The organism is Sphingomonas sp. (assembly GCF_035910975.1).
Lineage (GTDB): Bacteria > Pseudomonadota > Alphaproteobacteria > Sphingomonadales > Sphingomonadaceae > Sphingomonas.
The window spans coordinates 16,339-35,987 of the sequence record NZ_JAMHWM010000005.1 but is presented as its reverse complement, the minus strand read 5'-3'; the positions used below and the strand labels follow the sequence as shown (position 1 = coordinate 35,987).

Here is a 19,649-nt window from a genome sequence, read left to right as displayed (position 1 = left end):
TTACACCTCTCACGATCAGCCGGGGACCGCGATGATCAGGCTGTTCAAACATTATGTGCCCAACGCCGTGCTGTTGCTCGGCCTGTTCGACCTTGTCCTGCTACTGCTCGCGGCAGAGCTCGGCTGGACGATCCGCGCCGACCAGATCGACATGCTGGTCGAACCCGTCCATACCCGCGTGCCGCAACTGATCGCCTTCGCTGCGGTGGTGTGGACCGCGATGGTCGCGGTCGGCGTCTACAGCGTCGAATCGCTGCAATCGATTCGCTATGCCGCCGTTCGGCTGGTCGTCGCGGTCGCGCTGGGCGTGCTGGCGCTGTCGGCGATCTTCTTCATCGTGCCGGCGCTCAGCCTGTGGCGGTCGAATCTCCTCTACGGGATGGGTTTCGCGATCCTGTTCCTCACCCTGCTGCGGCTGCTGCTCGGCAAGACGCTGGGCAGCCAGGCGTTCAAGCGGCGCATCGTCGTGCTGGGCGCGGGGCCGCGCGCGGAACGGCTGAAGGGGCTCGCCCAGCGGCCGGGCGCCGGCTTCGTCGTCGTCGGCTATGTCTCGATGAGCGAGGGCAGCCGCGTGATTCCCGAGGCGATCGCGCGCGACGCGATCTACAACCTCGCCGACCATGTCGTGCTGCTCAACGCCAGCGAGGTGGTGCTCGCGCTCGAGGAACGGCGCAATGCGCTGCCGCTCAAGGACCTGCTGCGCATCCGCACGACCGGCGTGCACGTCAATGACACCTCGACCTTCCTGGAGCGCGAGACGGGTCGCGTCGATCTCGACAGCGTCAATCCGTCGTGGCTGATCTTTTCCGACGGATTTTCGTCGGGACGGATGCTGTCGGGCGTGTTCAAGCGGTTGTTCGATATCCTCGCCAGCCTGATCCTGCTCGTTCTGACGCTGCCGCTGGTCGCGCTCACCGCGATCGCGGTGAAGCTGGAGAGCAAGGGCCCGGCTTTCTACCGGCAGAGCCGCGTCGGGCTGTACGGCGTCGCCTTCGACTGCATCAAGCTGCGCTCGATGCGCATGGATGCCGAAATCGGGGGCAAGGCGGTGTGGGCGGAAAAGGACGATCCGCGCATCACCCGCGTCGGGCGGATCATCCGCAAGCTGAGGATCGACGAACTGCCGCAATGCTGGTCGGTGCTGAAGGGCGAGATGAGCTTCGTCGGCCCGCGCCCCGAACGCCCGCAGTTCGTCGAGGATCTGGAGGCGAAGCTGCCCTATTACGCCGAACGCCACATGGTGAAGCCGGGCATCACCGGCTGGGCGCAGATCAACTATCCCTATGGCGCCTCGATCGAGGACAGCCGCCAGAAACTCGAATACGACCTCTACTACGCCAAGAATTATTCGCTCTTCCTCGACCTGCTGATCCTGCTCCAGACATTGCGCGTCGTGCTGTGGCCGGCGGGCGCCCGCTGAGGCGCAGGGATGGCCGACCAGCTCTCGCTCTGGAGCCACACGCTCGCCGCGCTGCTGTTCGCGGCGGTCGCGCTGTGGGCGGCGCGCGCGCCCGCCCCGCCGGCCCGCTGGCCACTGGTCGCAACGCTCGCGCTATGCGCTGTGTGGGCGCTGGCGGTGGCCGGGCTCGGCGGCGGCGATCCCGCGACCCGACTGATCGTCGGGCTGCGCGACCTGTCGCTGCTCGGGCTGATGATCGCGCTCCACCGCGGGATGCGTGCGCCGCCGCTCGGCATTACGCCGGTCTATGGCGTCGTCGCGCTGGTGGTGGTCGTCGGCACGATGCTCCAGCTCGTCGCCGCTGCGCTGGGCACGACGGGCGCCGGAGCGGAGATCGTCACCGCCGCGACGCTGCTGCGGATGATGGCCGCCGTCGCCGCGCTGGTGCTGGTGCACAATCTGTCGATGGCGAGTGGAGACGTCGCGGTGCGGGGCCTGGGCCTGGCGCTCGCCGGGTTGTGGGGTGCCGATCTTGCGCTCGCCACCTCGGCTTATCTGTCGGGCAGCTGGGCTCCGGCGATGCTGGCGCTGCGCGGGCTCGCCGGTGCGGGCGCGGCCGGGCTGGTCGCGCTGGCGCTCAGGCGCGGAGAGCATCGCCCCGTCGCGGTATCGCGGATGGTTGCGTATCAGTCGCTCTCGCTGGTCGCGGTCGGCGGCTATCTCGCGCTGCTGGCGCTCGGCACGAGCGCGCTGACCGCGATCGGTGGCGAGGCGGCGCGCATCTACCAGACCGCGTTCGTCTTTGGATCGACCGCCGCGGTGCTTACGTTCGTCTCGTCGAGCTGGCTGCGCAGCTGGCTGAAGGTCAAGATCGCCAAGCACCTGTTTCGGCACCGCTATGATTATCGCGCCGAATGGCTGCGCTTCACCGGCACGCTGGGCAGCCCCGAAGCCGCCGCGCCGCTCGCCGAACGCATCGTCAAGGCGATCGCCGACCTGACCGGCTCCGATCGCGGCCTGCTGCTGGTGCCCGACGGTGACATGCTGGGCGTCGGCGCGCGGTGGCAGTGGGACGGCGCGGGGGTGGCGGCCGGCGCCGACTTCGCGCGCTATCTGGGCAGCAGCGAGCGGATCATCGCGCTCGACGATCTGCGCGCCGGATCGGGTGACGCGGCGGAACTCGCCTGCACCCCGCAGTGGATGCTCGACGATCGCGACGTGTGGGCGGTGGTGCCGATGCTCCACCTCGGCCGGCTGGTCGGCGCGGTCGTGCTGGCGCGGCCACTGGTCGACCGCGCGCTCGACTGGGAAGATTTCGACCTGCTCAAGGTCGCGGGCCGCCAGGTCGCCAGCTATCTTGCCGAGGCGCGCGCGCAGGAGGCGCTGGCCGACGGGCGGCGGTTCGACGAGTTCAACCGCCGCTTCGCCTTCATCGTCCACGACATCAAGAATCTGGTCAGCGGCCTCAGCCTTGTCGCGCGCAATGCGGAGCGGCACGCCGACAATCCCGATTTCCGCGCCGACATGGTCGCGACGCTGCAGGATTCGGCCGCCAAGCTCAACATGCTGCTCGCGCGCCTCTCCGCCAATCCACGGGTACGCGGCGATGCGCCGGTGGCGGTCCCGCTGCTCGACTTCGCGCAGCGCCTCGCCGCCGGCCGGTCCGACGCGCCGGTGATCGTTTCGGGCGATCCAGCGGCCGTCGCGCTGGCCGATCCGGCGGCGCTCGACCAGATCGTCGGCCATCTCGTCGCCAACGCGGTCGAGGCCAGTCCGCCGGCCGAGCCGGTGACGATCGCGGTCGGGGGCGCGGGTACGCAGGTATCGCTCAGCGTCACCGATTGCGGGTGCGGCATGTCGCCTGCCTTCGTACGGGACCGTCTGTTCCGCCCGTTCGTGTCGTCGAAGCCGGGCGGATTCGGCATCGGCGCGTTCGAGGCGCGCCAGCTGGCCGAGGCGATGGGCGGCCGCATCCTGGTCGAAAGCCGGGAGGGCCAGGGCTCCACCTTCCGCGTGCTGCTGCCGGCTGCGCACGCCCAACCGATCGGAATCGCCGCGTGACCGAGAAGACGCTGCTGATCGTCGAGGACGACCTCGCGCTCCAGCGCCAGCTGCGCTGGGCCTATGACGGCTACCGCGTGCTGGTGGCGGGCACGCGCGAGGAAGCGATGGCGATCCTGCGCGCCGAGGAACCGGCGGTGGTGACGCTGGACCTCGGCCTGCCGCCCGATCCGGACGGCACGACGGAGGGTTTCGCGACGCTCGCCGAGATGCTGGCGCTGAAGCCCGACCTGAAGGTGATCGTCGCTTCGGGGCACGGCGCGCGGGAAAGCGCGCTGCGCGCGATCGGAGAGGGCGCCTGGGATTTCTACGCCAAGCCGATCGATATCGACGCGCTGGGCCTGATCGTCGCGCGCGCTTTTCATGTCCACGCGCTGGAGGCGGAGAACCGCCGCCTCGCCGCCGGTGTGACGGGCGAGACTGCGCTGGGCGGGATGGTCACCGCGGCGCCCGAGATGTTGAAGGTCACCCGCACGATCGAGAGGGTCGCCTCCGCCGACCTATCCGTGATGCTGCTCGGCGCGTCGGGCACCGGCAAGGAACTGCTGGCGCGGGGCGTGCACGAAAAAAGCGGGCGCAAGGGCGAATTCGTCGCGATCAACTGTGCCGCGATCCCCGAGACATTGCTCGAAAGCGAACTGTTCGGGCACGAAAAGGGCGCGTTCACCGGCGCGGTCAAGACGACCGAGGGCAAGATCGAGCAGGCACATGGCGGCACATTGTTCCTCGACGAGATCGGCGACGTGCCGCTGCCGCTCCAGGTCAAGCTGCTGCGTTTCCTGCAGGAGCGCGTGATCGAGCGGATCGGCGGGCGCAAGGCGATCCCGGTCGATGTCCGCATCGTCTGCGCGACGCACCGCGACATCGACGCGATGGTCGCCGACCAGAGCTTCCGCGAAGACCTCTATTACCGCCTCGCGGAAATCGTCGTGCGTATCCCTTCGCTCGCCGAACGGCCGGGCGACGCGGGGCTGCTCGCCCGGCATTTCATGAGGAAATACGCCCTGCGGATGAAGTCGGGAGTGAAGGGCTTCGCCCCCGACGCCCTTGCGGTGATCGACGCGCACCCCTGGTCTGGCAACGTCCGCGAGCTGGAGAACCGGGTGAAGCGCGCGGTCATCATGGCCGATGGTGCGCGGATCGCCGCAGCCGATCTCGATCTCGGCCGGGCAGAGGAAGCCGCGCTGCCGATCAACCTGCGCGCGGTGCGCGAGGCGGCCGACCGCAAGGCGATCCGCCACGCGCTGGCGCGCGCCGACGGCAACATTTCCGGCACCGCGCGTATCCTCGGCATCAGCCGCCCCACGCTCTACGATCTGATGAGGACCTATGATCTCCAGCCGTAAGCGCCTCGCCGCCGCCGGTGTCGCCGCGTTGCTCGTGGCCTTCGCCGGCCAGCCGCTGCGCGCCGATCCCGATACTGCCGGCCAGCGCCTCGCCGCCGCGCGCACCGCCGTCGGCAACGGCGATGGCATCGTTGCTGAGGCGGAAGCGGGTCGCGCGCAGGCCGCCGGTGCGCCCGCGCGGGATGTCGCTCTGCTGATGGCACAGGCCCGCCTGCTGCAGGGCGACACGGCCGGAACGCTCGGTCATCTGCGCGGCGCGGGTGACGGTGTGGATGCCTTGCGCGTCCGCGCGCGCGCGCTCGCCGCCAGCGGTGATCCGGCCGGCGCCCATGCGATGTTCGCCCAGGCGGCGGACCGCGCGCCGCGTGACGCCGGGCTGTGGACCGATATCGGACGCTTTCGCATGGGCATCGGCGATCAGGCCGGCGCGATCGAAGCGGCCGACCGTGCCGTGGCGGCCGATGCGGACGCGGTCGATGCGCTGCTGTTGCGCGCCCAGCTCGTGCGCGCGCAATATGGCCTCGCCGGTGCTCTGCCGTGGTTCGAAGGCGCGTTGAAGCGCGCGCCGGACCGCTACGACGTGCTGATCGACTATGCCGCGACGCTCGGCGATCTTGGGCGCGCCAGGGACATGCTCGCCGCTACGCGCCGCGCTCTGGCGGTGCGGCCGGGCGATCCCCAGGCCTTCTACCTGCTCGCCGTGCTGGCCGCGCGGGCCGGGAAGGCCGACCTGGCGCGCGCGATGCTCGAACGCACCGGCAATGGCCTGGCGGGGGTGCCGGGTCCGCTGCTGCTCGGCGCAACTCTCGACATGGATGCCGGCGCAGACGAACAGGCGGCGGCCAAGCTGCGCAACCTCGTCGCCGTCCAGCCGATGAACATTCGTGCGCGCCAGTTGCTCGGCCTGGCCCTGGTCCGGCTCGGCGCGACGCGCGATGCGCTGGAAGTGCTCCAGCCGGTGGTGCTGCGCGCGGACGCCGACAGCTATTCGCTGACGCTGGCGGCACGCGCCTTCGAACGGCTGGGCGATCACGCGCGAGCCGGCGAGTTCCTCGATCGCGCCGCGCTGCCCGCCCAGGGTGCGGCTGACGGTTTCGGCAGCGCGGGCAGCGTCGCGGTGGTCGCGGCCGCTGCCGGCGGTGACCCCGCGGGCGAGCCGTCGAGCGCGATCCCGCTGATCCGCAGCCTGATCGACGCCGATGACGCTGTCGGCGCGATCGAGCGCGCCCGCGCCCTGGCGCAGGCCAACCCCAACGTGCCGCAGGCGGCGGTGGTGCTGGGCGACACGCTGATGTTGCTCGACCGGCCGGGCGAGGCGGTGGCGGCCTATCGCCGCGCCGCCGCGCTTTCGTTCGACGAGCCGACGATGCTGCGGCTGACCGAGGCGCTGGCGCGGAGCGGCGACGGCGCCGACGCCGCCGACGCGCTCGCGCTGTTCCTGTCGCAGAACCCCGACAATGTGACGGCGCTGCGCCTGTCCGCGCACTGGCAGGTCGCGGCGGGCGAGTATGACGCGGCGATCGACACGCTCGAAGGGCTGCGGGCGCGGCTCGGCAACCGCGACGCGGCGCTGCTCGCCGAACTCGCCTATGCCCATGTCGGGGCGGGCGATGCGACGACGGCGGCCAGCTACGCCGCCGCCGCCTATGCGCTGGCGCCGTCGAACGCCGCAGCCGCTGACGCCTATGGCTGGGCCCTGCGCGCGGCGGGCGACGGAGAGGGGGCGCTCCAGCTGCTTGAGAAGGCGGTGTCGCTCGCGCCGCGCCATGCCATGATCCGCTGGCACCTGGCCCGCGTCTATGCCGATTTCGGCCGCAACGGCGAGGCGCGGGCGCAGGCGCAGGCTGCGCTTTCCGATCCGCGTTTCGCCGATCGCGAGGCGGCGCAGGCGCTGATCGCCGCACTCGCCTGATCGATCACGCTCGCGTAAGGGCGGCGGCGATGACCGACGCGCTGAACCGCATCGCCGCCGCGCTGGAGCGGCTTGCCCCGCCGCCGCCCGTCGCGGCCGATCCGCTGGCCCATCCGGCCTATCTTTGGGCGGGGGACGCGCTGGCCGCGGCCCGTGCGTTCGCGCCTCTCCCGCTGGACATGCTGACCGGCATGGATGCGCAGAAGGCGGCGCTGACCGGTAATCTCCGACGGCTCGCCGCCGGGCACCCGGCGCATGACGTGTTGCTGTGGGGTGCGCGCGGCACCGGCAAGTCGGCGCTGGTCGCCGCCGCCGCGTCGGCCGCCGGTGTCGCGCTGGTCGAGGTCGCCGCGGCCACGCTCGACGGCTTGCCCCGCCTGTTCGCGGCGCTGGCGCCGGTCGACCGGGCCTTCGCGGTGTTCGTCGATGACCTCGGTTTCTCCAGTCCCGCGGAGGCACGCGCGCTGCGCTCGCTGCTGGAGGGCGGGGCGGAGGCGCGGCCGGCGAACGTGCGGTTGCTCGTCACCTCCAACCGCCGCCACCTGGTGCCGCGCGACATCGCGGAGCAGGCGAGCGCGATCAACCCGCGCGATACGGTGGACGACGCGCTGGCGCTGGCCGATCGCTTCGGGCTGAGCCTCGGCTTCCACGCGATCGATCAGGACACCTATCTGGCTATCGTCGCGCGCTATGCCGCTGCTTACGGCCTGCCGCTCGACCAGACCGACGCAATCGGCTGGGCGACACGCCGGGGCAGCCGCTCCGGCCGGATCGCCTGGCAATATGTGATCGAGCTGGCCGGCCGCGAGGGGCGGCCGCTACCGCGATAGGTGCAGATATCCGAGCCGTCCGGGCAGCGGGACCGGATCGTCGCCGTCGGTCAGCGCCAGGCCGTCGCCCTCGCGGAACTGCCCGATGCGCGTCGCCGCGACCGGCGGCGCCACATCGGCGGGCAGCGCGAACAGCAGTTCATAATCGTCGCCGGCGGTAGCGGCGGCAAGCGGGTCGCCGCTCCAGTCGCGATACGCTGAAGACAGTGGCACGGCGGCGAGATCGATGGTCACTGCGCACCCGCTCGCCGCCGCCATGCGCGCGGCATCGATCACCAGCCCGTCCGACACGTCCATCATCGCGGTGACGACGGGCGCGAGCGCGCGCCCTTCCGCCAGCCGCGGCATCGGCCGGCGATAGCGGGCGAGCAGGCTGTCCGGCCCCGCCGCCCCCTTCGCGATCGCCAGTCCCGCGCCCGCGTCGCCGATCGTGCCGGTTACCCACAGCGCATCGCCCGGCCGCGCGCCACTGCGGGTCGGTGACGCATCCGCGCGCCCGATCGCGGTCAGCGAGAAGGTTCGTCCCCCCGACACCGTGTCGCCGCCCAGCAGCGGACAGTCGAACGCCCGGAGCGCCGCGTCCAGCCCGTCGAGGAACGCCCGGTCCCACCGGTCCTCGCCGATCGGCATGCCGATCAGCGCACCCTCCGGCACCGCGCCCTTGGCGGCAAGATCGGACAGGTTGGTCGCGACCAGCTTCCACGCCACGTCGCCGGGCGGATCGTGCGGCAGGAAATGGACGCCCTCGACGATCATGTCCTTGGTCAGGACGAGATCGCCCAGCCGCGCGGCGTCGTCGGCCAGCCGCAGCGCGCCGGGATGCAGCGGCAGCGCGCGAAGCCGTTCGATCAGTTCGGCCTCGGTCAGCCCCGCACGTCCTTCGCCACCGCGTCGAGCAGGCCGTTGACGAAGCCCTTCTCGCGCTTGTCGTAGAAGGCATCGGCGACGTCGAGATACTCGCTGATGACCGCACCCGTCGGCACGTCGGCGCGGGCGAGCAGTTCATAGGTGCCGGCGCGCAGGATGCCGCGCATCGGCTTGTCGAGCCGCTCCAGGCTCCATCCGGCGGACAGTTTCGCGGCGATGATCGCGTCGATCTCTTCGCGCCGCGCATCGACGCCGCTCACCAGATCGTCGAAGAAATCGACGTCGGCGTCGGCATATTCGACGTCCTCGATCGTCGCGCCAAGACGATGGTTGTGGAATTCGACGAGCAACTGGCGGAGCGGAGTCGCCTCCATCTCCTGCTGGTAGAGCGCCTGGACGGCGCCGAGGCGGGCGGCGGCGCGCGCGGTCGATCGCGCGCGGGTACGGGGGGTGGTCTTGCTGGTCATTGGAATCGGCCCTTACACCGTTCGGGCTGAGCTTGTCGAAGCCCTGTCTTTCTCTTCCTTCGGCACGGCATGCGGCACGAAGAACGGCAGCCCTTCGACAAGCTCAGGGCGAACGGGTTGAATCTATCGCCCCAGCCTCAGCGCCACCGACCTTGCATGGGCGGGCAGCCCCTCCGCCTCCGCCAGCGCCACCGCCGCCGGGCCGATCGCCGCGAGCGACGTCGCGTCGCAGGCGAGGAAGCTGGTGCGCTTCATGAAGTCGAGCACCGACAGGCCGGATGAAAAGCGCGCGCGCCGTCCGGTTGGCAGCACATGGTTCGGTCCCGCGACATAATCGCCGACCGCTTCCGGCGTATGACGGCCGAGGAACACCGATCCGGCATGGCGCACGTCGGCGAACAGCGCCTCCGCCACATCCATGTCGCAGGCGAGTTCGAGATGTTCGGGCGCGAGCCGATCGACCAGCGGCACCGCCTCGCCCAGCGTCGCCGTCACCACGATCGCGCCGTTCGCGTCCCACGCCGCGCGCGCGACCGCGCTGGTCGACAGCGTCCCGATCTGAAGGTCGACCGCTTCCGCCACGCGATCCGCGAACAGCGCGTCGTCGGTGAACAGGATCGACTGGCTGGTCGGATCATGCTCGCTCTGGCTCAGCAGGTCGGCGGCAATCCATTCGGGATCGTTGGCGCCGTCGGCCACGACCACGATCTCGCTCGGGCCTGCCACCATGTCGATGCCGACGACGCCGTAGAGCTGGCGCTTGGCCTCCGCCACCCAGGCGTTGCCGGGGCCGGTCACCACATCGACCGGCGCGATCCGCCCGGCGCCATAGGCGAGCGCGGCGATCGCCTGCGCGCCGCCGATGCGCCATATCTCGTCCACCCCGGCCAGATGCGCGGCGGCGAGGACCAGCGGGTTGACCGCGCCCTTCGGCGTCGGCGTGACCATCACCAGCCGCCCGACGCCGGCCGCGCGCGCGGGAATGGCGTTCATCAGCACCGAGCTGGGGTAGGCCGCGCGTCCGCCAGGAACGTAGATGCCCGCCGCATCGACCGGCCGCCACCGCGCGCCCAGCCGCACGCCGGCGGCGTCCACTTCATCGCGGTCCTCCGGGATCTGGCTGGCGTGATAGGCGGCGATGCGCTCGGCGGCGAGTTCGAGCGCCTGGCGCAGTTCGGCAGACAGCCCTTCGAACGTTGCCAGGCAATCGGCGCGCTCGATCCGCCAGCCGCTCTCGTTCAGGTCGTGCCCGTCGAGCCGCTTCGTATAGGCCGCGACCGCCGCCTCGCCCTCGTCGCGCACCGCCGACACGATCAGGCGAACGTCGCGGGCGACATCGGCGTCGGCCTCGCGCCGCGCATTCACGAGCTCTGCGAAATCCGCGTCGAAGCGCGGATCGGCGCTCGACAGGCGGATCACGCCGCCACCGCGCGGCGGAACGCATCGACCAGCGGCACTACCTCCGCCCGCGTCTTGAAGGCTGCGCGGTTGACGATCAGGCGGCTGGTCACCTGGGCGATCACCTCGACCTCCACAAGGCCGTTTTCCTTCAGAGTACGCCCCGAAGAGACCAGATCGACGATGCGCGGCGCCAGCCCCAGTACCGGCGCCAGTTCCATCGCGCCGTTCAGCTTGACGCATTCGGCGCCGACCGATCGCGCAGCGAAGTGGCGTTTCGTCACGCCGGGATATTTGGTGGCGATTCGAACATGGCTCCACCCGCGCGGATCGTCGCTCGCCGCCATGCCCGCCGGTTCGGCGACCGACAGGCGGCAATGGCCGATGCCCAGATCGACCGGCGCGTAGAGTTCGGGATAGTCGAATTCCATCAGCACGTCCGACCCGACGATGCCGAGCTGTGCCGCACCGTGCGCGACGAAGGTCGCGACGTCGAACGCGCGGACGCGGATCAGGTCGATGTCCGCGCGGTTGGTGGCGAAGCGCAGCGCCCGGCTGCCTTCGTCGGAAAAGGCCGGCTCGGGCTCGATCCCGGCGCGCGCGAGCAGCGGCAGCGCCTCTTCCAGGATGCGCCCCTTGGGCACCGCGATGACGATCGGGTCTGCCATGTCGCGCGGGGCTTTACGCAGGGTGCCGCACAGGCGCAATCCAGGTTGCAACCGCGCAAGGGGAATGGCCGGTGCTATCCTGCGTCGGAATGCCTGTCCGGGCTCGCGTCGGCGAACGCCGGTAACGCCCGCGCTTGCGACACGACGGCGGCCAGTCGCGGATAGGGCGCCAGATCTGTTTCGAACCGTTCGGCATTGTACCATTGCGGCACCAGGCAGATGTCGGCCAGGCCCGGCGCGTCGCCCGACAGGAACGGCGTGTCGGGCGCCATCCGTTCCAGCGCGGCGAATCCTTCGTCGATCCAGTGGCGTACCCACGCATCGATCGCCGGTTGCTCCGCGCCGAAATCGGCCTTCAGCACCTTCAGGACGCGCAGGTTGTTGATTGGGTGGATGTCCACCGCGATCGCCTGCGCCATCGCGCGCACCCGGGCGCGGCCAGCGGCATCGGGCGGCAGGAAGGCGGGAAGGGGGTGGGTCTCGTCGAGCCATTCGAGGATCGCCAGGCTCTGCGTCAGCACGTAGGCGCCTGTGTCGAGCGCGGGCACCAGCCCCTGCGGCGCGATGGCGAGGTAGTCGGCGGCCCGCTGTTCGCCGGTCCGCAGGTCGCGGGGCGCCGATTTCCAGGCGATGTCCTTCAGGTTCAGCCCGATGCGGACGCGGTACGCCGCCGATGAACGCCAGTAATCGTGCAGGATCATCCGATTGCCCTTTCGAGGGTATAGCGTGTAGCCTGTTGCAAAAGCGAAGGCGACGGGTTGCCGCGCGGTGCCCTATCGTCCTAGTCGCAAGTGATTCTCAACTCAGGGTTCGGACACGGGGTGATCGGTAATCTTCCGGCAAGGGCGAGCGTGCTCGCCGCGTTCGCGCTGCTCGCGGGCTGTGGCGGCGGCGGCGACGCCGCGAAGAAGAAGGGCGGCCCCGGCGGCGGCCCGGTGACGGTCGGCTATGTCGTCGTCCAGCCTGCCGCGATCGAACTGACGACCGAGCTGGCCGGCCGCACCGCCGCGTTCGAGACGTCCGAAGTGCGTCCGCAGGTGACCGGCCTCGTCCGCCGCCGCCTGTTCACCGAGGGCCAGCTGGTCCACGCCGGCGAGACGCTCTACCAGATCGATCCCAGCCTCTATCAGGCGTCGGCCGCGCAGGCACAGGCCAATGTCGCCGCCGCCGCCGCCCAGGCCGAGGCGGCCCGCATCCGCGCCGACCGCTTCCGTCCGCTCGCCAAGGCCGAGGCGATCAGCCAGCAGGATTACACTGACGCCGTCGCGCAGCAGCGTCAGGCGGAAGCGTCGGTGGCGCAGAACCGCGCCGCGCTCCAGACCGCGCGGGTCAACCTCAATTTTACGCGCGTGCCGGCGCCGATCACCGGGCGGATCGGGCGCAGCCTGGCGACCGTGGGGGCGCTCGTCACCTCGAACCAGGTCGATCCGATGGCGGTGATCCAGCGGCTCGACCCGATGTTCGTCGATATCCAGCAATCGGCCGCCGAACTGCTCGTGCTGCGCCGTTCGCTCGCCAGCGGCGAAGTCGCGCCGGCCAGTGCGGCGGTGCGGCTGAAGCTGGAGGACGGCAGCGACTATGGCTTCGCCGGCCGCGTCCAGTTTTCCGAAGTGACGGTCGATCAGGCGACCGGCACCGTCACACTGCGCGCCAGTTTCCCCAATCCGCAGGGGCTGTTGTTGCCCGGCATGTTCGTGCGCGCGTCGTTCGTCCAGGCGATCGAGACACGGGCGTTCCTGGTGCCGCAGGTCGGCGTGACGCGCGATCCGCGCGGGCAGGCGACGGTGCAGCTGGTCGGGCCGGACGACAAGCCGGTGTCGCGCATCGTGACGACGGCGCGCGTGCAGGGCAGCAGCTGGGTCGTCACCGAAGGGCTGCAGGCCGGCGACCGGGTGATCGTCCAGGGGCTTGGCCGGCTGCGGCCCAATTCGACGATCCGCGCGGTGCCCGCGAACACCCCCCAGCGCGTCCAGCCGCCCCAGGCTGGGCAAGGCGGCGGCGCGCAGAAGAAGTCGGGCGGCTGATCCGGACATGATCTCCCGCATCTTCATCGATCGCCCGATCTTCGCCTGGGTGATATCGATCTGCATCATGCTGGCGGGTCTCGGCGCGCTGACGACGCTGCCGATCGAACAATATCCCGACGTCGCCCCGCCGCAGGTCAACATCCGCGCCAGCTATCCCGGCGCGTCGGCCGAAACGCTGGAGAACAGCGTGACGCAGGTGCTCGAGCAGCAGCTGACCGGGATCGACGGCCTGCTCTACTTCAGCTCGACGTCGTCATCGCGCGGCCAGGCGGGCATTTCGGCCACGTTCCGCAAGGGCACCGATCCCGACATCGCGCAGGTGCAGGTGCAGAACAGCATCCAGCAGGCGCTGCCCCGACTGCCCCAGCAGGTGCAGGAGCAGGGGGTACGCGTCACGAAGTCGAACCCCGACTTCCTGATGATCGTCGCGGTTTACGACACCACCGGTCGACGGACCAATGCCGATGTGTCGGACTATATGGCGTCGAACCTCCAGGACGGGCTTGGCCGGGTCGAGGGTGTCGGCGAAACCAACGTGTTCGGCGCGCCCTATGCGATGCGCATCTGGCTCGCGCCCGAGCGGCTGGCGAGCTTCCAGCTGATGCCTGGCGACGTGATCTCGGCGATCCAGGCGCAGAATACCGAAGTGGCGGCGGGCGAGGTCGGCGGGCTGCCCAACAGCGACACCCAGATGCTCAACGCGCAGGTGACGGCGCAGTCGCGGCTGCAGACGCCCGAACAGTTCGCCAACATCATCCTCAAGACGCAGGCGAGTGGTGCCAGCGTCCGCCTTTCCGACGTCGCGCGGATCGAGCTGGGGCAGGAAAGCTATGCGCAGATCAGCCGCATCGGCCGCTATCCTGGTGCAGGCATGGCGATCAACCTGGCGCCTGGCGTCGACGCGTTGGCCACGGCGGAAGCGGTGAAAGCCTATATCACGCAGGCCGCGCGCAATTTCCCGCCAGGGCTGGAATATGCCTACCCCAATGATTCTACGACGTTCATCAAGCTGTCGATCGACGAGGTTCGCGCGACGTTGATCGAGGCGATCATCCTGGTCGTCCTGGTCATGTTCGTCTTTCTGCAGAGTTGGCGCGCCACGCTGATCCCGGCGATCGCCGTCCCCGTCGTGCTGCTCGGCACCTTCGCCGTGTTCGCGGTCGCCGGTTTCTCGATCAACACGCTGACGCTGTTCGGCCTTGTCCTCGCGATCGGCCTGCTGGTCGACGACGCGATCGTCGTCGTCGAGAACGTCGAGCGGCTGATGGAGGAAAACCCCGGAATGTCGCCGCGCGAGGCGACCATCCAGTCGATGGATGAAATCACCGTTGCGTTGATCGCGATCGCGCTGGTGCTGTCGGCGGTGTTCCTGCCGATGGCCTTCTTCGGCGGGTCCACCGGCGTCATCTACCGCCAGTTCTCGGTCACGATCATCTCGGCCATGATCCTGTCGGTGGTGGTCGCGCTGGTGCTGAGCCCCGCGCTCACCGCGACGTTGCTGAAGCAGAAGCGTCACGGGACCGCCCCGGACGGCTGGGCGGATCGCCGCTTCCCTCGCACCGCCGGTTTCGCGCGGCGCATGGGCGACGGGTTCAACGGCTGGTTCGATCGCAGCGCCGATCGCTATGTGGCGCTCTCGCGGCGGGTGATCGATCGCAAATGGCTGTTCCTGCTGATCTATCTCGCGATCGCCGCGTTGCTGGTGCTGCTGTTCTTCCGGCTGCCGACCAGCTTCGTGCCCAGTGAGGACCAGGGTCGCGTCCAGGTCCAGATGCGACTGCCTGCCGGCGCCACGCAGAACCGCACCCGTGAAGTGCAGCAGGAAGTGATCGATTACTTCCTTGGGCCGGAGGGCAAGAACGTCGGCGTCATGCTGACCAGCGCCGGCGGCGGCGGGGGCAACGCAGCGGGCCAGAACACCGGGCAGGGGTTCATCAATCTGAAGCATTGGGACGAACGCAAGGGCCGCGAGAATGCGGCCGACGCGATCGCCGAACGCGCCTCCGCGGCGTTCCGCGGGCTGCGCGACGCCGAGGTGTTCGTGCTGTCGCCGGGATCGATCCGGGGTCTGGGCCAGACCGGCGGCTTCTCGCTCCAGTTCCAGAACACCAGCGGCATGTCGCGCGCCGATTTCGTCGCGGCGCGCGAACGCCTGCTGACCGCGGCCAACGCCGACCCGAGCCTCAGGTCGGTGCGCCTCTCCGACCTTCCCGACATCGCGACGCTGAAGGTCGATATCGATCAGGCCAAGCTGGCCGCGCTGGGGCTGACGCAAGCCAACGTCAACGCGACGCTGGGCACCGCCTGGGGTGGTCGCTACGTCAATGATTTCGTCGATCGCGGGCGGGTGAAGCGGGTGTTCGTCCAGGGCGACGCGCAGTACCGCGCCAGCCCCGAGGATCTGGGCAAATGGTTCGTGCGCGGGAACAACGGCCAGATGGTGCCCTTCTCGTCCTTCGCCACGATCAGCTGGGCGCAGGCGCCGACGACGCTGTCGCGCTTTCAGGGCGTACCGACGTTCGAGTTCAGCGGACAGGCGGCGGCCGGCGTCAGCTCCGGCGAGGCGATGGACCGCATCGCCGCGCTCGCCGCCGAACAGTCCGGCACCTCGGTCGCGTGGTCCGGGCTGTCGTTCCAGGAACGGCTGTCGTCGGGACAGGCGCCCCTGCTCTACGCGCTGTCGCTGCTCGTCGTCTTCCTGTGTCTCGCCGCGCTCTACGAAAGCTGGTCGATCCCGGCGGCGGTGCTGCTCATCATTCCGCTTGGCCTTGTCGGTGCGGTATTCGCGGTCACGCTCAGGGGGCTTGAGAACGACGTGTTCCTCCAGATCGGCCTGCTGACGACGATGGGCCTCGCCGCGAAAAACGCGATCCTGATGATCGAGTTCGCCGAACAGGCCGAGCGCAAGGGCGCGCGCATCATCGACGCCGCGCTGGAGGCGGCACGCCTGCGCCTGCGCCCGATCCTGATGACCAGTCTGGCGTTCATCTTTGGCGTGCTCCCGCTCGCCATCTCGACCGGCGCAGGCGCCAACAGCCGCATCGCGATCGGGACGTCGGTGATCGGCGGAATGCTGACCGCGACGGTGCTGGCGATCTTCTACATCCCGCTGTTCTTCGTGCTGGTGCGGCGTGGCGTGCGCGACGGGCTGGCGAAGATGCGCGGGAGGCCGACCGGCTATCGGGGAGGCGTGACGGCATGATCCGTCACCTGATGCCGCTTGTCGCCGCAACCGCGCTCGCCGGCTGTTCGATGGCGCCGGTCTATGACCGTCCGGCCGCGCCGGTGCCGCCGACCTGGCCGGCTGGCGACGCCTATCTGCGTACGACCGACGCCACGCTGCCGGCCGTTACCTATCACGACGTCTTTCGCGATCCGCGGCTCCAGCGGCTGATCGGGACCGCGCTTGCCAACAATCGCGATCTGCGTGCCGCCGCCGCGAACATCGCGATCGCCCGTGCGCAATATCGCATCCAGCGCGCCGACCGCCTGCCGACCGTTGCGGCGTCGGCCGACGCGTCGGTGCGCGATTCCGGGGCCGGGGCCGCCGCCGACAGCTATCAGCTGGGCGTCGGCGTCACCGCGTTCGAGATCGACCTGTTCGGCCGCGTCGCCTCGCTCAGCCGCGCCGCGCTCGACGAGTATTTCGCGACCGAGGCCGCCGCCCGTGCGACGCGGCTGGCGCTGGTCGGCGACATCGCCGACGCGTGGCTGGCGCATGCCGCCGACGCCAGCCTGCTGCGCATCGCCGAGGATACGGTGAAGAGCACGGGCGAGAGCGTGCGCCTCACCCGGCTGCGGCTGGAGGGCGGCATCGCGCCGCGCACCGACCTGCGCCAGGCAGAGCTGGTCCAGGCCCAGGCGCGCGCCGATCTGGCGCAGCAGCGCACCGCGCTGGCGCAGGACGCCAACCTGCTGCGCCTGCTGGTCGGAACCGAGATCGACGCGGAACTGCTGCCCACCTCGATCGAGACGGCGGCAGCGACGCTTGCCGAACTGCCCGCCGGGCTCGATTCGGGCATATTGCTGCGCCGTCCCGACGTGGTGGAGGCGGAATATGATCTGCGCGCCGCCAACGCGCGCATCGGTGCCGCGCGCGCGGCGCTGTTCCCGCGCATCAGCCTGACCGGTGCGCTCGGCCTTGCCAGCGGCGCGCTCGGGGCGCTGTTCAGCGGTGACGCGTTCAACTGGACCGCGGGCGCGGGCGCCGACTATGACCTGTTCGCCGGCGGTGCGCGCCGGGCCGGGGTGGATCAGGCGCGGGCGCGCTTCGATCTCGCCCGCGCCTCATATGAGCGCGCGATCCAGGTCGCGTTCCGCGAGGTGGCCGACGGTCTCGCCCGTCGCGGCACGATCGCCGAGCAGGAGCGCGCCCAGACCGATCTGGTCGCCGCCGCGCGCGACAATCGCGATCTCGCGACCCAGCGCTATCGCGGCGGCATCGATTCCTTCCTGCAGAGCCTCGACGCGCAGCGATCCTTCTACGCGGCGCAGCGTTCGCTGGTCACGACGCAGCGGGTTCGCGCGCAGAACCTGGTGACGCTCTACCGCGTGCTGGGCGGCGACGCCCGGCTCGACGCGACTGTCGGCGGACCGGTGCCGCTGACGCCGGAGCCGACCGCGCCCTAATCGCGATCGTCGTCGATATCCTCGTCGTCGTCGCCCAGCAGGGCGGGATCGTCCGCGTCGATCATGTCCAGATCCTCGATCGCCATCGTGATCTCGTCGAGTTGGTCCTCGGTGGCGGCGAATTCAGTCGTATCGCCGTCCTCGTCCTCCAGGCGCAGGACATAGGCATCGGCTTCGCGGGTGATCGAGAACTGGCTGAGCGCCTTGGGCATCGCGGGTCTCCTGACGGGGTATCCCGGCCAGAACACGGGATTGGCGCGCGCGTTCCCACGGGATTTCACCTGCGCGCGTCACACGCTACACCAACGCGCGCATGACCCGCCTGACCGTCAACAACCAGCCCGTCGAATATCGGCTCGCCCCCGATACCCCCTTGCTGTTCGCGCTGCGTGACGCGTCGAACCTGACGGGCACCAAATATGGCTGCGGCAGCGGCGATTGCGGCGCCTGCACGGTCGATGTCGACGGTCGCGCCGTGCGATCGTGCACCGTCGCGATCGGCGAGCTAGAAGGCACGTTCGTCACCACCATCGAGGGGTTGTCGCGCGACCGCAACCACCCGGTCCAGCAGGCGCTGCTCGCCGCCAATGTCGTCCAGTGCGGCTATTGCATTCCGGGCATCGTGATGACGGCGCAGGCGCTGCTCCACGCCAACCGCAGCCCCAGCGAGGACGACGTCCGCCGTGCGATCACCAATCTTTGCCGCTGCGGCATCTACCCGCGCCTGACCGACGCGATTCTGACCGCGGCGGCCGTGGCGCGCGGCGACGAGACGCTGGACGCCGTCGCGCCGCCCGATATCGACCCCGCCGATGCCGCGCGCACCGTCCCCGCGCTGGCCCCGCCGCCACGCCGGTGAGAGGATCGATTCCTGACGGAATGCTTTCAGCGCAATTCAGCCACGGCTCATCCCCGTTCAGACATATGTCGTTTCATCGACAGAAGCCGGGGGACCGGCGAGTGGAGTGTGGACGGACATGAAGAAGGTGATTCTGACCGCGCTGATCGCGGCAACCGCGCTCTCGCCGGTGGTGGCGAGCGCCCAGGAATGGCAGGGCCGGCGTGGCGGTGATCGCGGCGGCAACCCACAGCCGCGTGCCGAACGCCAGCAGCAGCCCCAGATGCAGCGCCAGGACGGTGATCGCGGCGGCTGGCGCGGGCAGCGCACCGAGCGGCCCGCCGACGGCCAGCGCCCGGCGGCCAGCCGTGAGGGATGGCAGCAGCGGCAGGCCGAGCGTGCCGCCCGCCCGCAGGCACCGGCAGAGAGCCAGCGCCCGGCGGCCAGCCGTGAGGGGTGGCAGCAGCGCCAGGCCGAGCGTGCCGCCCGTCCGCAGGCACCGGCAGAGGGCCAGCGCCCGGCGGTCAGCCGTGAGGGATGGCAGCAGCGGCAGGCCGAGCGTGCCACGCGCCCGCAGGCACCGACGCCGACGCAACAGCAGTGGCGCCAGGAACGGCGTGACGATCGGCAGGACTTCCGCCGCGAGCGCGGCGAAGACCGCCGCGACCTGCGCGACGGCCGGGTGACCCCCGACCAGTTCCGCCGCGACCGCGCCGATGATCGTCGCGACTATCGCAACGATCGCCGTGACGACCGCCGCGACGGCCGCTGGAACAACAACAACAACTCCCAGTGGAACCGCGGCAACGACTGGAACCGTTCGAACCGCTGGAGCCGCCAGTGGCGGGACGATCGCCGCTACGATTGGCAGGACTGGCGCCAGCGCAACCGGACGACCTATCGCCTGCCGCGCTACTATGCGCCTCGCGGCTATCACTATGGTTACCAGCGTTTCTCGATCGGTTTCACCCTGGGCTCGGTGCTGTTCGCGCAGAATTACTGGATCAGCGATCCGTGGCAGTATCGCCTGCCGCCGGCGTACGGCCCGTACCAGTGGGTGCGCTATTACAACGACGCGCTGCTCGTCGATATCGACAGCGGCGAGGTGGTCGATGTGATCCACGATATCTTCTGGTAGGATCGCGTTTGACGGGATGACGCAGGGGGGCCGGTCCGGGTGCGGATCGGCCCCTTGCTTTTGGGCAGG

Annotated in this window: 16 protein-coding genes; 10 read left to right on the top strand and 6 right to left on the bottom strand. The window is 70.1% G+C overall.

Annotation, left to right across the window (positions count from 1 at the left end):
* Nucleotides 1-31: 31 nt before the first annotated feature.
* Genes VYI76_RS00225 through VYI76_RS00205 form a run of 5 tightly spaced genes read left to right on the top strand, consistent with a single transcriptional unit; the run spans nucleotide 32 to nucleotide 7,548 of the window.
* A complete protein-coding gene (locus VYI76_RS00225) occupies nucleotides 32-1,420 on the top strand; it encodes a TIGR03013 family XrtA/PEP-CTERM system glycosyltransferase (protein WP_326522759.1) in 1,389 nt (462 codons plus the stop codon).
* A 9-nt stretch (nucleotides 1,421-1,429) separates the two neighbouring features.
* Nucleotides 1,430-3,460, top strand: coding sequence for an XrtA/PEP-CTERM system histidine kinase PrsK (gene prsK, locus VYI76_RS00220; RefSeq protein ID WP_326522758.1), 2,031 nt, complete (start codon nucleotides 1,430-1,432; stop codon nucleotides 3,458-3,460).
* Complete coding sequence (gene prsR, locus VYI76_RS00215) at nucleotides 3,457-4,806, top strand: PEP-CTERM-box response regulator transcription factor (protein ID WP_326522757.1); 1,350 nt, start codon at nucleotides 3,457-3,459, stop codon at nucleotides 4,804-4,806. The genes prsK and prsR overlap by 4 nt, the downstream gene beginning before the upstream one ends.
* The gene (locus VYI76_RS00210; RefSeq protein WP_326522756.1) at nucleotides 4,790-6,718 is read left to right on the top strand and encodes a tetratricopeptide repeat protein; all 1,929 of its coding nucleotides are present in this window, start codon (nucleotides 4,790-4,792) and stop codon (nucleotides 6,716-6,718) included. Before prsR ends, VYI76_RS00210 begins: the two co-directional genes overlap by 17 nt.
* A 29-nt stretch (nucleotides 6,719-6,747) precedes the next feature.
* Entirely contained in the window at nucleotides 6,748-7,548 is an 801-nt protein-coding gene (locus tag VYI76_RS00205) for a DUF815 domain-containing protein (protein ID WP_326522755.1), read from the top strand.
* Here VYI76_RS00205 and thiL read toward each other — a convergent pair.
* The 5 genes from thiL to maiA form a co-directional block, all read right to left on the bottom strand.
* On the bottom strand, nucleotides 7,537-8,415 hold the full coding sequence (gene thiL, locus VYI76_RS00200; RefSeq protein WP_326522967.1) for a thiamine-phosphate kinase: 879 nt from the start codon (nucleotides 8,413-8,415) through the stop codon (nucleotides 7,537-7,539). The two genes, VYI76_RS00205 and thiL, sit on opposite strands and share 12 nt — an antisense overlap.
* Nucleotides 8,412-8,882, bottom strand: a complete 471-nt coding sequence (gene nusB, locus VYI76_RS00195; RefSeq protein WP_326522754.1) for a transcription antitermination factor NusB — start codon at nucleotides 8,880-8,882, stop codon at nucleotides 8,412-8,414. Before nusB ends, thiL begins: the two co-directional genes overlap by 4 nt.
* 123 nt (nucleotides 8,883-9,005) lie before the next feature.
* Nucleotides 9,006-10,301 (bottom strand): histidinol dehydrogenase, encoded by a 1,296-nt coding sequence (hisD, locus tag VYI76_RS00190; RefSeq protein ID WP_326522753.1) that lies wholly within the window; start codon nucleotides 10,299-10,301, stop codon nucleotides 9,006-9,008.
* Entirely contained in the window at nucleotides 10,298-10,948 is a 651-nt protein-coding gene (gene hisG, locus VYI76_RS00185; protein ID WP_326522752.1) for an ATP phosphoribosyltransferase, read from the bottom strand. Before hisG ends, hisD begins: the two co-directional genes overlap by 4 nt.
* Before the next feature lie 74 nt (nucleotides 10,949-11,022).
* Nucleotides 11,023-11,649, bottom strand: a complete 627-nt coding sequence (maiA, locus tag VYI76_RS00180; protein WP_326522751.1) for a maleylacetoacetate isomerase — start codon at nucleotides 11,647-11,649, stop codon at nucleotides 11,023-11,025.
* A 120-nt stretch (nucleotides 11,650-11,769) separates the two neighbouring features.
* Between maiA and VYI76_RS00175 the strand changes: the two genes are divergently transcribed.
* The 3 genes from VYI76_RS00175 to VYI76_RS00165 are packed head-to-tail and all read left to right on the top strand — an operon-like array spanning nucleotide 11,770 to nucleotide 17,604.
* On the top strand, nucleotides 11,770-12,972 hold the full coding sequence (locus tag VYI76_RS00175) for an efflux RND transporter periplasmic adaptor subunit (RefSeq protein WP_326522750.1): 1,203 nt from the start codon (nucleotides 11,770-11,772) through the stop codon (nucleotides 12,970-12,972).
* A 7-nt stretch (nucleotides 12,973-12,979) separates the two neighbouring features.
* Nucleotides 12,980-16,177, top strand: a complete 3,198-nt coding sequence (locus VYI76_RS00170; RefSeq protein WP_326522749.1) for a multidrug efflux RND transporter permease subunit — start codon at nucleotides 12,980-12,982, stop codon at nucleotides 16,175-16,177.
* A complete protein-coding gene (locus VYI76_RS00165) occupies nucleotides 16,174-17,604 on the top strand; it encodes an efflux transporter outer membrane subunit (RefSeq protein ID WP_326522748.1) in 1,431 nt (476 codons plus the stop codon). Before VYI76_RS00170 ends, VYI76_RS00165 begins: the two co-directional genes overlap by 4 nt.
* On the opposite strand, the gene VYI76_RS00160 is transcribed toward VYI76_RS00165, so the two are convergent.
* On the bottom strand, nucleotides 17,601-17,816 hold the full coding sequence (locus tag VYI76_RS00160; RefSeq protein WP_326522747.1) for a hypothetical protein: 216 nt from the start codon (nucleotides 17,814-17,816) through the stop codon (nucleotides 17,601-17,603). The two genes, VYI76_RS00165 and VYI76_RS00160, sit on opposite strands and share 4 nt — an antisense overlap.
* Nucleotides 17,817-17,917: 101 nt before the next feature.
* Here VYI76_RS00160 and VYI76_RS00155 point away from each other — a divergent pair, with 101 nt between their 5' ends.
* Entirely contained in the window at nucleotides 17,918-18,463 is a 546-nt protein-coding gene (locus tag VYI76_RS00155) for a (2Fe-2S)-binding protein (RefSeq protein WP_326522746.1), read from the top strand.
* Between the two features lie 118 nt (nucleotides 18,464-18,581).
* Complete coding sequence (locus VYI76_RS00150; RefSeq protein ID WP_326522745.1) at nucleotides 18,582-19,580, top strand: RcnB family protein; 999 nt, start codon at nucleotides 18,582-18,584, stop codon at nucleotides 19,578-19,580.
* Nucleotides 19,581-19,649: the final 69 nt, after the last annotated feature.

Excerpts from the sequence above, each read along its gene's own strand:
- hisG (WP_326522752.1), bottom strand. The coding sequence starts at position 10,948 with ATGGCAGACCCGATCGTCATCGCGGTGCCCAAGGGGCGCATCCTGGAA.
- VYI76_RS00155 (WP_326522746.1), top strand. The coding sequence starts at position 17,918 with ATGACCCGCCTGACCGTCAACAACCAGCCCGTCGAATATCGGCTCGCC.
- VYI76_RS00205 (WP_326522755.1), top strand. The coding sequence starts at position 6,748 with ATGACCGACGCGCTGAACCGCATCGCCGCCGCGCTGGAGCGGCTTGCC.
- VYI76_RS00165 (WP_326522748.1), top strand. The coding sequence starts at position 16,174 with ATGATCCGTCACCTGATGCCGCTTGTCGCCGCAACCGCGCTCGCCGGC.
- maiA (WP_326522751.1), bottom strand. The coding sequence starts at position 11,649 with ATGATCCTGCACGATTACTGGCGTTCATCGGCGGCGTACCGCGTCCGC.
- prsK (WP_326522758.1), top strand. The coding sequence starts at position 1,430 with ATGGCCGACCAGCTCTCGCTCTGGAGCCACACGCTCGCCGCGCTGCTG.
- VYI76_RS00225 (WP_326522759.1), top strand. The coding sequence starts at position 32 with ATGATCAGGCTGTTCAAACATTATGTGCCCAACGCCGTGCTGTTGCTC.
- nusB (WP_326522754.1), bottom strand. The coding sequence starts at position 8,882 with ATGACCAGCAAGACCACCCCCCGTACCCGCGCGCGATCGACCGCGCGC.
- VYI76_RS00210 (WP_326522756.1), top strand. The coding sequence starts at position 4,790 with ATGATCTCCAGCCGTAAGCGCCTCGCCGCCGCCGGTGTCGCCGCGTTG.
- VYI76_RS00170 (WP_326522749.1), top strand. The coding sequence starts at position 12,980 with ATGATCTCCCGCATCTTCATCGATCGCCCGATCTTCGCCTGGGTGATA.
- VYI76_RS00150 (WP_326522745.1), top strand. The coding sequence starts at position 18,582 with ATGAAGAAGGTGATTCTGACCGCGCTGATCGCGGCAACCGCGCTCTCG.
- VYI76_RS00160 (WP_326522747.1), bottom strand. The coding sequence starts at position 17,816 with ATGCCCAAGGCGCTCAGCCAGTTCTCGATCACCCGCGAAGCCGATGCC.